This is a genomic window from Maricaulis sp. ABE4_448, assembly GCF_056160825.1.
The window spans coordinates 80,399-94,178 of the sequence record NZ_JBSWXX010000003.1 but is presented as its reverse complement, the minus strand read 5'-3'; the positions used below and the strand labels follow the sequence as shown (position 1 = coordinate 94,178).

General features: G+C 64.3%; 10 protein-coding genes. 2 read left to right on the top strand and 8 right to left on the bottom strand.

The features are described 5' to 3' along the window. The first annotated feature begins 167 nt into the window (after positions 1-167). A complete protein-coding gene (locus tag ACXAJV_RS09480; protein ID WP_475084610.1) occupies positions 168-1,076 on the top strand; it encodes a LysR family transcriptional regulator in 909 nt (302 codons plus the stop codon). A gap of 105 nt (positions 1,077-1,181) precedes the next feature. Here ACXAJV_RS09480 and ACXAJV_RS09475 read toward each other — a convergent pair whose 3' ends face one another. The 3 genes from ACXAJV_RS09475 to ACXAJV_RS09465 are packed head-to-tail and all read right to left on the bottom strand — an operon-like array spanning position 1,182 to position 3,523. Continuing rightward, complete coding sequence (locus ACXAJV_RS09475; protein ID WP_475084608.1) at positions 1,182-2,573, bottom strand: exonuclease domain-containing protein; 1,392 nt, start codon at positions 2,571-2,573, stop codon at positions 1,182-1,184. A 23-nt stretch (positions 2,574-2,596) separates the two neighbouring features. Next, positions 2,597-3,103, bottom strand: a complete 507-nt coding sequence (locus ACXAJV_RS09470) for an ImmA/IrrE family metallo-endopeptidase (protein WP_475084605.1) — start codon at positions 3,101-3,103, stop codon at positions 2,597-2,599. 15 nt (positions 3,104-3,118) lie between these two features. Further along, a complete protein-coding gene (locus tag ACXAJV_RS09465) occupies positions 3,119-3,523 on the bottom strand; it encodes a helix-turn-helix domain-containing protein (RefSeq protein WP_475084603.1) in 405 nt (134 codons plus the stop codon). A 104-nt stretch (positions 3,524-3,627) separates the two neighbouring features. Here ACXAJV_RS09465 and ACXAJV_RS09460 point away from each other — a divergent pair, with 104 nt between their 5' ends. Next, positions 3,628-3,807, top strand: coding sequence for a YjzC family protein (locus tag ACXAJV_RS09460; RefSeq protein ID WP_271187781.1), 180 nt, complete (start codon positions 3,628-3,630; stop codon positions 3,805-3,807). 362 nt (positions 3,808-4,169) lie between these two features. Here the strand turns inward: ACXAJV_RS09460 and ACXAJV_RS09455 are convergent, their stop codons facing one another. The 5 genes from ACXAJV_RS09455 to ACXAJV_RS09435 form a co-directional block, all read right to left on the bottom strand. Then, the gene (locus tag ACXAJV_RS09455; RefSeq protein WP_475084601.1) at positions 4,170-4,874 is read right to left on the bottom strand and encodes a TIGR02466 family protein; all 705 of its coding nucleotides are present in this window, start codon (positions 4,872-4,874) and stop codon (positions 4,170-4,172) included. 4 nt (positions 4,875-4,878) lie between these two features. Further along, complete coding sequence (locus tag ACXAJV_RS09450; protein ID WP_475084599.1) at positions 4,879-5,940, bottom strand: isoaspartyl peptidase/L-asparaginase family protein; 1,062 nt, start codon at positions 5,938-5,940, stop codon at positions 4,879-4,881. An 81-nt stretch (positions 5,941-6,021) separates the two neighbouring features. Continuing rightward, positions 6,022-8,061, bottom strand: coding sequence for a penicillin-binding protein 1C (pbpC, locus tag ACXAJV_RS09445; RefSeq protein WP_475084597.1), 2,040 nt, complete (start codon positions 8,059-8,061; stop codon positions 6,022-6,024). Positions 8,062-8,065: 4 nt separating this feature from the next. Continuing rightward, positions 8,066-12,919, bottom strand: coding sequence for an alpha-2-macroglobulin family protein (locus tag ACXAJV_RS09440; protein ID WP_475084595.1), 4,854 nt, complete (start codon positions 12,917-12,919; stop codon positions 8,066-8,068). A gap of 90 nt (positions 12,920-13,009) precedes the next feature. Further along, positions 13,010-13,720 (bottom strand): sulfite exporter TauE/SafE family protein, encoded by a 711-nt coding sequence (locus ACXAJV_RS09435; protein WP_475084592.1) that lies wholly within the window; start codon positions 13,718-13,720, stop codon positions 13,010-13,012. Positions 13,721-13,780: the final 60 nt, after the last annotated feature.

Genomic DNA, 13,780 nt, shown 5'->3' with positions numbered 1-13,780 from the left:
GGACAGAACGGGCTCCGATCCGTTCTCCAGGCCGCGCGACCATTCAAGACTGGCAGGCAACGCCGCTCCGCTCGGAAGCCGCGCACCCAAGTAAACAACGTTCAGATTTAGAACGAAGTTATGCGAATGGAATTGACGAAATCAGGATCGTGGGAATACATAATCGTATGGATGACTGGTCCGATTACCTTGTCTGCCTGGCCATTTCCGAGGCCGGCAGCCTGACCGCCGCGGCGCATCAGCTGGGCGTCAGCCAACCCACCGTGACCCGGCGCCTGCAAGCGCTGGAACGCCGATTCGGCGAGCCCGTTTTCGAACGCGAGAACGGCCAGTCACGGCTGACACCCCTTGGCCAGAAGATTATCGCACATGCCAAGCGCATGCGCGAAGAGGCCTCTGCCATCGAACGCGCCGTGATCGCCCAGGACCAGTCCCTGTCAGGCCTCGTTGTGGTCTCCGCCTCCGAAGGCATCGGCGCCGACTGGCTGCCGCGCGCCCTCGTCTCCTTCCAGCGTGACAATCCGGGCATCGGCATCGAGATCGCGATCAAGAACAATTCCGCCAATCTGGCCGACCGCGAAGCCGATATCGCGCTGCGCTGGAACGGTCCGGGCACGCAGCAGAGCCTGATCGGCCGCCGCGGCGCCACGGTCGGCGCGGGCCTCTACGCCTCGAAGGATTATCTCGACCTGCACGGCCGTCCCGAACAGGTCGAGGATCTCGCCGACCATGCCTGCGTCGGCTGGTCGATGGGCGATTATTTCGGCTGGCCGGCCACCATACACGGCACGCCCGTCCTGCCCCGCCACGTCTCGATGAAGGCCAACTCCCCGGCCAGCCACGTCATGGGCATCGAGGCCGGCTTCGGCGTCGGCGTCACCTCCCACCGCCTCGCCCGCCGCAACCCCAACCTGGAACGGCTATTGCCGGACTTCGAATCCTCCCTGGACCTGTGGGTCGTCGCCCACGAAACGGTGCGCAAAAGCGCAAGAGTGCGCGCAGCCTTCGACCATATTATCGCGCAGATGCAGGCGGACGGGGCGTATTTCACGCGGGGGGAGGCTTCGATTTTGTGAGGGGGGGTACGCTGGAAACTCTAGCCTGCACAATATCGTGAGTACTTGGCCTGACGGGCCAAACCAGACCAAACGCTCGTCCCGACGGCAAAGCGCCCACCAGCACTAGCAACCGGACGCTACGTGCTCCTCTAGGCCGTCGAGATACCGCTCAAAACCCTCTAGGATCGCTGATGCTTGGGGGTGTGTTTGACTAGCCTCTTCAAGTTCTTCACGGGCTTTGGCAATTGTTCGCCATGGGACGTCACTACCACTTCCCGTCAACCGCGCGTGAAGCAGTGTCTGGAAATAATCTCGGACCTCAGTTGAGCAGATATCGTGCGCGTGTTCCCCAAGTAGGCGGCGGCCCAGCTCTCGAAGCCTGGGATCCCCAAATTGCGCAACAACGGCCTCCCTCTCAGTCCAAGGGGCACGATGAAATCTGTCCATCAACTGCTGGTCTGCTTTCGATGGAAAACCCCCATAGATCTGCTGTTCGATGTGGATTTGCTCATATTCGACTGAAGCTAGCTCCAGCGCTGTCTGGAGCAGACGATTTTTTAGATCTTCATCGCGTTGTAGCGCTTCGGCGCGGTCAAGAAGCTCATCAACGTCGAGCCCAGAAAAGCTATCGATTTCTTCCCAGGACTTTAGACTCGGCGACTGGTTCGCTTTTATTCGGCGAACAGGCTTGGGAGACCGCAAGAGTAATGCTCGGAGGGCTGCATCGCTCAGCGAGCCCAGGGAGGCTGGGTCGTTAGTGATGTCAAGGCAATAGAACTCACTGTCAATATCCGGGTTCGAGCCAATAGGCGCAAGGGCGTACTGGGACAGTTTTCCGAAATATGCTTCGGTGGCGACTACGAAAGGTTCAGTTTGCAGAAAGGCGATCGTTGATCGCTTATTGGCAAATCTCATGAGATTAGACCAGTGCTCTGGCGCTCTCTCTCTCAACAAGCGAGCAATGAAGATCGTCGCCTCCACATCCGCCATCGCGTCGTGGGCATTTTCGTGCGCGAATCCATTCGCAGGTGCCAGTTGGTCTAGTTTGAAGGATGGTCTGCCACGAGGGTTGCGCGGCACAATAAGAGCATCTGGTAGGTCCAATGCGACAGCTTGTGCCAGAGTCAATATATCTGCTCTAGCGTTGCCGTTCGTGTTGGTGAGAAAGGGGGGATAGAGGTTTTGGTATAGAGCCTGCCGAAATAGTTCCTCATCGAAGCGGATCGTATTCCAGCCAGCAAAGACTGACGGAGACCATTCGCTTAGGGCAGACTGAAGCTCACTCACCATTTCATAGTAGGTGGGATGAGTTGCGTTGAGGCATTGTTCAATCGAGACACCTGTCACGGCCAGAGCACCGGGTGCCGGGATAGCGAAAGGCCTTAGCCGGCATCGGCGCTCTATGCGGTCAATTTCGTTGAATTCTTCATCGGTTCGGATGGCCGCAAATTGCAGGATTTGGTCGAAGTGCCGGTCAATTCCTGTCGTCTCGGTGTCGTAGAAAATGAACGCCATGCTCTTCTCCGACTCGGTCTTCTCTACCGAAGGAGTCTGTATTGCAGGGCTGCGGTGCTCACTTGGAATTTCGCTGCAAGTGCGGCCATGCGAGCTTCGTCCTCGAGATTGACGCCCTCACCAACCAGTGTCCGCAACCGCTCTTCCGGCATAAGTAACTCCGAAGCAAAATGGTTTGCTTGGATTTCAATAAGTTCAGTACCTTGCGTGGAGACGGCGTCTCGTCGCAGCATTCCTTTGTCGACATGAACACCGGCTTCGAGCTCATTCGCATGGAGCACGTGATGGCCAATTTCATGGGCGAGGGTGAAGCGCTGCCGATTGGGATGGTGAAGTGAGTTTACCCAAACAAGCTTCTGGCCATCCTTGATAAACGCCATACCCGACAGCGCATCATCAAGCGGTGTGTAGTCGACACGGATGCCGAGCTTTCTAGCGAGCCGTGCAAGGGGAGTGGGAACCCGCTCTATGCCGCATTCGCTGAGAAGCTCTTTGGCGCGTTGACGCGCCTGGTCAATTTTTATTCCCATAAATGGCCTCTACCGTCAGCCGACGGTCTTTGAAACAACAGCGGTAACCTCGGCAAGTTCTTCATCTGACAACGCTGCTGAAGCCTCACCTATCGGAATATTCACCACCTCCGCATCCTTCTTGCGGCTAGAAGGAATACTCCTCGGCAGCAACGTACGCGGATCGCCAACATCAAGTGCATCAGCAACCTGATAGAGTAGAAAGATTGATAGCGCTTGGCGGCCCTTCTCAATGTTGGCGAGTGAAGAGCGAGATACCCCAACGCTCTGCGCAACATCCGCTTGCCGCATTCCGGCCGCGCGCCGTCGATCCGCCAGCGCCTTGCCGATAGCCCGATTCAGTGCCTCTTGTGTCATCGAGAAGCTGTGAACTACGCGCACACACATGTCAATATGCCAAACATAATGTTTGTTAAACAATCATGTTAATGTTGACCATTGCAACATGAACGAATCTCATCCATAGTCGCCTTCGCCAAAGGGCTGGGCATGGTGCTCAGTCGGCGAAAAAAAGGAAAAGACCCATGGCCAAGACGCCTGGATCAAATACCGGCCGCAATGGCGGCATCTATCAGGAGGTCGGCCCGCGCGGCGGTCGCCGCCCCAACTATGCGACCGTTCCGGATAATACGCGGCTTCCGCCGACCACGACGCCCGGCTCCGGCTGGGTTCCGGTCCGTCGGACTCCCGACAGCAAGCGCTAGGGGAAGTACTATGGCGAACATTCCGAACCGTCCGAATGTGCCGGAACTTCCGTCGCGGCCTGAGCCGCACCCTTTCCGGCCTTACACGCCACCTGTGGAGCGTCCGATGCGTCCGTTCACGCCGGAACGTCCCGCACCGTGGACGCGCTGAGCGCACTCACGGTTCTCCCCTTCGACTAATGGCCGACGCGGAACTCTGCGTCGGCCAATTTTTTGGGATTGTGAGATGATGCACGAAAATCGAACAACACACCGAGGGATGTTGGGGTCGATCTCATAGTGAGAGCTACCTTTAAACGGTACAGCCTAGACTAGTTGCTCGCACGACCTAGTGGACTATCACTACGGCATTCTGGCGCCCCCTACCCCTCCGGCGGCGCTCCCGCCGGCAAGGCCAGCACATTCATCGCCACCGAGATCCGCTCTCCCGGGCCCTTGTGGGGGCGGACGGCGTGCATGAGCCAGGACGGGAAGATGACCAGCTTGCCGGGCTCGGGACGGACGCGAAACTGGGACATCTGCTTTTCGCCGGTCTCGTCGGTGAAAACGAGGTCGGGGGCGACCATGCGGATCATCGGGAAGCGCGGATCCTGGGCGACGAAGAAACCGTCCTCGCCGTCGCCGCCATCGTCGACATAGAAGCTGGCCGACCAGAAGGAGCCGGGATGGGAATGCATCTGGTTGGACGCGCCGGCGGGCGAGACATTCGCCCACATCTCCATGCCCATTTCATAGCGCGAACGGCCTTTGGCGGCATTCACGTCCGAGGTGAAGCGGCCGCAGACCTGCATCGTCTCGCGGGCCAGGGCGATGGCCGCCTCGCCGCCCCAGTCCAGCATCTCGATGTCGGAATGCCAGCCATGAATATTCGAGCGCCGCACGCCCGGCGAGGCGGCCCGCCGCGCCAAAATGGTCTGCTTCAGCGCGGAGACCAGCCGGTCGGCGCCGGGCAAGCGCACCTCGATCAGCGGCGTGGCGAAGAGCCGGTTGACGGTGATCTGCGGCTCCGCCGGTTTTTCGGGTTCGGCCGGCTTCACGCTTGCGCTCCAGCCCCAGTCGGCGGCCATGGCGCTATTCCTCGTCGCCGTAGATCGCCACCACCGGCTCGCCGCCTTCGGTGAGGCGGGCGCGGTACATGCCCGGCGTGTTGAAGCTCCAGGCGATATCGCCTTCAGCCGTCAACGCGATAATGCCGCCATCGCCGCCCAGATCCGTCAGCTCTTGCTGGATCACCTGGTCGGAGGCCGCCTGAAGGGTCAGGCCCTGCATCTCGACCAGCGCACAGATGCGGCTGGCCACGGTCAGGCGGATGAAATACTCGCCCGTGCCCGTCGCCGAGACGCCGCAGCTGTCATTATTGGCATAGGTGCCCGCACCGATGATCGGGCTGTCGCCGACCCGGCCCCAGCGCTTCGCCGTCGTGCCGCCGGTCGAGGTGCCTGCCGCGATATTGCCGGCCTCGTCCAGCGCCACGACGCCGACCGTGCCGAAACGGTGTTCCAGCGCATCGCGCTCGAGCAGGCCTTCCTGGACCGGTTCCGGATCCGGCGCGCCGTCCGGACGCGGCGGAATGTCCAGACCGTCGCGGCCGAGCGACCGTTCCAGCGCCGCCCAGCGGCGTTCGGTGAAAAACCAGGCCGGCTCGACCATTTCCAGCCCCTGCTCCCGCGCAAACGTCTCCGCACCCTCGCTTTGCAACATGACGTGACGCGAATGTTGCATCACTGTGCGTGCAAGGGTGATCGGATGTCGCACCTGTGTAACGCCTGCGACGGCGCCCGCTTCAAGCGTCGCCCCGTCCATGATCGAGGCGTCGAGCTCATTGCGTCCGGCCGCCGTGAACACGGCACCGCGCCCGGCATTGAACATGGGATCGTCCTCGAGACCGTGGATCACAGCCTCGATCGCATCCAGCGCACTGCCGCCCTGCGACAGCACGGCCTCACCACGCTCCAGCGCCGCATGCATGGCTGCGCGATAGGCAGCATCGGTCTCCGGCGTCATGCTCTCACGCTCGATCACACCGGCCCCGCCATGCACGACAAGCGCCCAGTTTCCATTGTCCTGCGCGAGGGCCGGAGACAGGGTCAGAAGAGCCGCGGCTGAGGCCGCCGGCAGAATGGATCGCAGCATGATGACATCTCCCCAAATCAGTTGGATTCAGCTTTGCCATTCGCGCCGTCCGACGCAAGCCCGCAAGTCGGCGCCATGGCCTCAGCCGCCGGTGCGAATGCGCACGCGGGACTGCGCCATCCGGCCGGATTCATCAACGGCTGTAACGGCATAGAAGCCCGGCCCCGATGGCACCCAGACCGGCTCGCCCAGCGCATTGCGCGCGACCGGTTCGCCATCGGCATACCAGTCCAGCGCGCCGCGCGCCTGGGCCGCCAGGACAAAGCCGCGCCCCTCGCCTTCCGACCAGACCTCCGCCCCGTCCGGCGGGAAGAGGATGTGCGGCGCCGGGTCGGTGCGGTATTGCGCCATCGTACCCGGAACGTCCGGCACCGGCGACCGGTCCTCGGCCCGAGAGACCGAGCCCGGTTCGATCCGCTCCAGCCCGTCTGCCAGGCGGAACAGCAGCGGCAGCGCGCCTTCACGGCCGGTCACGCCCTCCCGCGGCGCACCGTCTGCCCGGCCGGTCCAAACGACCATTGTGTAGCGCCCGGTCACACCGGCCGCCCAAGCGTCCCGGAAGCCATAGGATGTGCCCGTCTTGAAGGCGATGTCCGGTGCCCCACGCGCCAACGAGGCTGGCATACGGCCGCCCGGGTGCGGCGCCCGGCGAAGGATATCAAGCACTTCCGCCGCCGATTCCGCGCCCAGCACGGCATAGCCGTCTTCAGCCGCCGGATCGTCTTCACGCCAACGCAACGGACGCGCCACACCCTCATCGCCCAAGGCTGCATAGAGCACCGCCAGCTGGCGAAGGGTGAGCCCCGCGCCGCCCAGGGCCACGGCGAGGCCGCTATCTGCCCCCGCTGTACGCGGACGTTCCGGGTGAGCCCCGGCAAAGGTCAGCGCAGCGTTGAAGCGGCGCGCGCCCACCCCGTCCAAGGCCGTGACAGCCGGGACGTTCAGCGAGTGCTGAAGCGCTTCAGCAATCGTGACATCGCCGCGGAAACGCCGGTCGAAATTATCTGGCCGGTAGCCGGCAAACCGGCGCGGCAGATCTGAAATACGTGTCCCGCCGGCTGCCAGACCATCGTCGAACGCCATGCCATAAATGAAGGGTTTCAGTGTCGAGCCGGGCGAGCGCGGCCGATCTGTCAGATCGATCCAGCCGCCGGGACGCGCCCGGCTGGCCGACCCCGCCATGGCGCGTACGGCCCGCGTCCGGGTCTCCACGAGCATGGCCGCAAACTGTACATCCGGTCCGGTTTCCCGTGTCGCCAGTGCCAGCTCTTCCTGCAGCATCGCCTGAAGGTGGATATCGAGGGTGGACACGATGTCCGCCTGCCCGGGCCCGGCCGCACGGCGCAGGGCATCGGCCGCATGCCAGGCATCGGCCGGGAAGTCCCGGCGCCCCGGTGCCGGATCGAAAGCGGCATCACCAGAGGCGTCCGCGCGCGCCAGCCCCACCTCCGCCAGACGGTCGAGCACGCGCCCGCGCGCCAGTACCGCATTGTCGGGTCGGCGATCCGGACGCCGCGCTTCGGGCGATTGCGGCAAGGCGATCAGCAGGGCGATCTGCTCGATGGTGAGCGCATCGGGCTCCCGTCCGTAATAGGCCCAGCTGGCGGCCCGCACGCCTTCCAGATTGCCGCCATAGGGCGCCAGTGTGAGATAGAGTTCGAGGATCTCGCGTTTGGAATAGCGCAGCTCCAGCTGCCAGGCCCGCAGGATCTGGATGACCTTGGCGCCGACCGTCCGCTCGCGCGGCTCGATCAGACGGGCAAGCTGCATGGTCAGGGTGGAGCCACCGGAGACGATGCGACCGGCCATGGCGCTGTCCCGCGCCGCACGCACCAGCGCCAGCGGATCGACGCCGGAATGCTGGTAGAAGCGAGCATCCTCATAGGCCAGCAGGGCCTCGAGGAAGTTCGGGTCAATCCCGTCCAGATCGGCCTCAAGCCGCCAGCGGCCGTCGGCGACCGGGAAGGCGCGCAGCACCTGACCGTCCCTGTCACGAACGACCGTCGATACTTCCCGCCCGGCCTCGACTGGCGGCGGCAGGGCGTGGTCGGCCGCAAGAACCGCCGCAAACAGGGTCAGGGCGATCACCCCTCCCCAGTATATCCGCGGCAGTCCCAGCACGGTATCAGCCTCGCGGTGCGATCACGATACGCCCGGTCGCACTGCGTGCGAACGTGTCCGGCCGGTACATGTCCTCCACCACGGCACCGGGCAGTGTATAGATACCCGGCGTCACGGCGCGCACGACATAGGCGATGCGCTCGGCCCGCCGGTTGCGCAGATCAAGCGCGGCCACGAAACGGTCGTCGCGCGCTTCGGCCACACGCGGCGTGCGGATATTGTCGAGCCAGGAATAAACGCCGGTATTGCCGGCATCCTCCGGCCGAACCACAGCTTCGATCTCAAAACCAGGCGGCAGGAGATCTTCCACAATAGCCGGGATCAGACGCTCCTCGCGCGGCGCAACGACAAGATCGACGATCAGGCGGTCGCCCTGGACCAGGTTCTCAAGATCGGCCTCGGAACCGTCCAGGCGGCGAACCCGCTTCTGGATCACCAGGCCCTGGGCATCGACATCCGGTGCCTCGACCGTCTGGCCGTGAGCGATCTGCGTCACCCAGGCCGGCGCATCGCCGGTCATGCGGAAATCGACCCCCTCACCGATCTCGCCGGCTTCCAGCCGGTAGCGCAGCGGACCGTCGGCCTCGGCGGCCGTTTCGATGGCGATCTCATCCCCGCCATCGCGGAGCGCATTCGCGGCGAGCAGCAGGAAAGCCTTCTCCTGTGTATTCAGACGCGCGGGTTCCGGCAGGTCCTGACCGACACGCTCGGCCAGACGAGCGACGCGCTCATGCTGACCGGCCTCGGCGGCCAAGGCTAGAACACCGGCCAGGTCACGCCGCGGCGACATGTAGTAATTGCCGGGATTTTCAAAACCCAGTGCCGCTTCGGCCGCATCGAAAGCGTTCACGGCGCGAGATTGATCACCGATCAGATAGAGCGCCGCACCGATCTGCGCCCGCGCCAGCGGGCTTTCGATCGCCTCAAGGCGCTCGTCATGCATGTAGCGCAGGCGCGACCGGTCGACCCGCCCGGCGCGTGCCAGCACATAGAGCGCATAGGCCGCGGACCGATCATTGAGACGCTCCGGCGTATCGGTCTGCCCGCGCCAGCGATGAATCTCGGTATCATAGCCATTGACCCGCCACATCTCGCCGGAAGCGATGTGCTCAAGGCCGCTGTAGGCCCGCTCCAGCGCCGCATCCGGCACGGTGTACCCGGCCTCTTTGGCACGCGCCAGGAAGTCGGTCGCGTAGGCGCCGATCCACGGCCGCAGGCCGCGATCACCGATACGCCACAGACCGATGACACCATCGGCGGACTGGCGTGACAACAGGGTAGCGATGGCTTCCTGCACGCGCGCCCGCGCGCCCTCGACGGGGTCTTCACCCGCAGCGCTGGCGAGAGGATCGGCGTAAAGCAACGGAAGGGCGCGGCTCGTGATCTGCTCGGTACAGCCATAGGGATAACGGCTGAGCGCGGTGAGCAGTGCCGCCTCGTCCAGCGGTGTCGGCGAGAAGCTCACCGTGACATCGGACGTCCCCGGCAGATAACCCGCCAGCACATCGCTGGACAGTCGCCAGCTGTCGTCCGGCATGACGCGTCCGCGCCGGACGCTGGAAGATGGCAGCCAAGCCGAGCGCACCTCTATGGGATAGCTGCGCGCAACAGCAAATTCGTCCGGCCCGTCGACCGATAGCCCCACCGAGCCCACACCGACATCGTCGGATGAAAGCCCGTAGCGGCGATCGACGCGCTGGCCGGCGGCGAGTTCGATCGTGTCCGTGGCAGACATGCTGACCGGAGGTTCGGCGTCCATCGCCACAGCATAGCCTCCCGGTGCGCCGTCGATGTTGTCGATCGTCAGCGTGGCCATCGACTGGTCGCCGGGCGCGAGGAAGCGCGGCAGGATGAGTTCGGCCGGCACATCGTCGCGCACGGTCAACGGCTGCGCTGCCTGACCGACGGCGCGACCGCTCCAGGCAACCGCCATGAGACGCAGCTCGCCATTGAAGTCCGGCACGTCGAAGGACACGATCGCGCGACCATTGCGGTCCACCTCAACAGGGCCGGTGAACAGCGCCACGGTCTGCGTCGGCACGACAGTCAGACCGGCGCCGCCGATCTGGTCGCCACCCTGGCGCACAGGCGCCGCGGCGCCCTGGTTCGGGTCGAGCAGACGGCCATAATCATCGTGCAGATCGACATCGAGCGCCGTCTTGCCGAAATACCACGCTTGGGGATCGGGCGACGCGAAACGGGTCAGGGCGAGAATGCCCTCATCGACCGCCGCCACGGAGACAAAGGCGCCGCTGCGCACCGGTCCCTCGATCGCCAGTTCCAGCTCGACGGTCTGGCGCGGATGAATGCGCTCGGGCGCATTGAAATCGATCTCCAGCGTCCGGTCCGACATGTCGACAGGCAGATGCAGAACCCCGACAGCCCGGCGCGGCGCCGGCCGGTCGACCGGGTCGCGCGGCGTGTAGACCGACACCATGGCGTAGGCGCCCGCGCCCCAATCCTCGGTGACATTGAAAGACAGTTCGACACCGCCTTCCGGAATGCTGACCGACCGGGTTTCCAGCACGCGATCACTGGCAATCACAACCTCGGCTTCGCCGGGATAAGGCGGACGAATGGATACGGTTGCGGTGCCGCCAACGGCGACAGGCGCTTCAGGGCCTGACAAGGCAACGCGGTCCGGCGCCTCGACGCCCGGCTCGGAGGAGCCCCCCCAGCCGACCCAGAACTGGGCGCTGGCAGACATACCGCTTTGCGGATCGGTCACGACAAGCTGGTAATCACCCCAGTCGAGCGCGCGCAGGGACAGGGGACCGGCGCCGTCCAGCGACAGCACGCCTTCCTCGATCGGCACGACATGGCGGGTCCGGCGCCAGCGCCAGCGTTCGCCATCAGTGCGATACCAGTCATAATCCCAGTCGATGCGCATCAACTGCCATTCGACATCCGCCGCAACCGGCGCCCCAGCAGCATCGACCGCGACAACATCAAAGGCGCTCTCGCGATTGCGTTCGGCACGGCCTTCGAATTGCGGTTTCAGGCCGAGATAAAGCGGCGCAGGGCGATACGGGATGCGCACATCGTCGGCGACGGCCCGGCCGCCAGGTTCGATGGCGGAGACCACGGCCCGGATGCGCAGCGGCTGGGTGGCATCGGCACCGATCTCTCCGGCACTGACGGTCAGGGTCGCGGCGCCGGCACCATCGGCCACCGTGCCCGGCAGATCCTCGGTGCGATCGCGGAAGGGCTGGTCGTGACGGCCGAAACTGAACCCGGGATAATCGGCGAAGGGACGCGGGTCGGCCTCGATCCGCAAGCGGCCCTCGACCGGCAGCCCAGCACCCGGAGCGCCGTAGAGGAAGCGGACATTGGCCGCGATGTCGCGTTGCCCGCCAAGGACAATCGGCATCTCGTCGTCGGCATCAAGCTCCAGAGCGATGCGTTGCGGCACGAAATCCTCGACCGAGAAGCGGGTCGAGCCGACATCGCCATACCCGTCCATCGTCGCCACGATACGCCATTCGCCGCGCGCGGCAGCGACGGGCAGATCATAATCCCAGAAGACAGATCCGGCCTGAGGCAGGCCTTCAAAACGGGCCACGGCGGCTTCGATGCCGTTCGGCCCGTAGACCGTCAGCGTAACCGGCCGGTCCGAAATCGCGACGGCCTCGGCATCGCGCACCATGGCACCGGTATAGACCGTCTCGCCGGGCCGGTAGATGCCACGATCGAGCCAAATATATCCGTCCGCACCCTCCGGGCGCTGACGCCCGCCAATGTCCTGGCCGGACAGGTCGACCGGATTGCGCTGGAAGTCGAGTACCGCGAAATCATTATTGCGGCCATAGGCTGTCAGGAGACGCGGCGCCATGGCGCCCTCGCCGCGCGTCAGCGGCCCGTCAAAGCGGGCCCGGCCGTTCGAATCCGTCATGGCCGTGGCAAGGATATCGTTTGAGCGCGCGATCAGCTGCACCTCGACACCGGCCTCCGGCATGGCGGTCTGCAGCGAGCGCACCACGAAATCGATCCCGTCCGCACCGCGATAGGCCGTGAGGGCCAGATCCGTGATCACCAGCCAGCGTTCGGCCCGCGCTGGAACGTCATCGTCTGCGGCCTCGCTGTCTTCGCGCACCGAGACGAAATAGGCGCCGGGAGACAGGGTGCCGATGGCTTCGGCGATCGGGAAAACGGTCGTCACCGGCGTGTTCGGCGCACCCCCCGTCTCCATCCGGCCTTGCCAGATCTGTTCCCCGACCGCGTGCGGGCTCTCATCTTCGGGAACCCAGTTGTACTCACCCTGGGCGGCGTTGAAGCCGGTGGTAATCGAGCGGAAGGCCAGCGCCCGGTCTGTGATCCGCCAGACTTCAAGTTCGACCGCATCGACATTGACCGTCTCGATGGCCAGACCGTCGGCATCGCGGCGCGGCAGGATCACGCCATCTCCGGCAATGCCGACAAAGGCCGGGCGGTCGCCGAAATCGATCTCGACGGTTTCGCCCACCAGCAAAGCATCACCGCTCGCGGCCGGCAGGCCCTCGCGCAGCGTCAGGCTCTGGCCATCACCGAAGGTCAGACCGCCGACACACAGCGAGCGCCCGGATGCCGACAGAGCGATCGGGCGCTGCGGCGTCACGGCGACATAGGGCTCGTAGTCGGTATCCGGATCGAGCGGATGCGTGAAGCCGAGGCAGACCTCCGGCGTATCCCCATCGACGCTGATCGCATAGCGCAGGAAAGCAAAGTTCTCGGGCGCCTCGGTCGCCGCGCGCGGCGCATCGGCGGATCGTCGTTCCAGTTGAGGTCCGGTTGATTCGACCGTCTCGTCAGACGGACCGGTACACGCAACGGCCCCCAGCGCCAGTACCAGCGCGAGGATTCGACTGTGCCACAGCGACATCGCTGAACTCCTATCCCATTGGCGCCGAACCATAATGCTTTGTTAAGAAAAACGCACCGGCGAAATGGGCATTCGGCGCGATTTCTCCCGTCAGGCGAGTTCGATGCCGCAGAATGCAGCAATCGTGCGCCAGGGTAGCGCGGCCGAGGCCACACCGACCGTCACGATCGTCAGCCCGACAGCAATCCGAACCCGGGGCGAGCGTGCCGCCGACAACAGTCCTGAAACGCCGAACGCCGCAGCAGTGACGGCTGGCAACGTACCCAGTCCGAAACCCAGCATGATCAGTGCACCCGTCGCGACCGAGCCCGAGAGCATGGCGTAGAACAGCGTAGCGTAGACCATGCCGCAGGGCAGAAAGCCCCAGAGAAAACCGGCCAGCAGCGGGCTGGCCAGCGACAAGGCTCCCGAAAACGGCGCCCGCATCCAGGTTAAAAGGCGAGCCCCCAGACGATCGACACCGGCCAGGGAAGGCGCCCATCCCGCGACCGATAAGCCGATATAGACAAGCATGGCAGCCGCCAGCCAACGCAGGATGAGGTGGGCGTCGCCGCGATCAAAGGCGAAATAGGCTTGGGATCCGAGCGCTGCGAGGACAGCGCCAGCGACGACATAAGCCGCGATGCGGCCGGTCTGAGCGAGCAAGAGCGCCCGGGTTCGGCTTCGGGCTGCGTCCCCACCAAACGAAACAGACAGGCTCGCCGCAATGCCACCGCACATGCCGACGCAGTGCAGGCTGGACGCGAATCCGGCGAGCATTCCGCCCAGAAGGCTCAGTTCTGACAATCCGGCCGGCACCATGCCATACTCCTTGGCGCTGTCTTCGGCTGGACAAGCCCACAAATAAAGTGTGGCGTAATG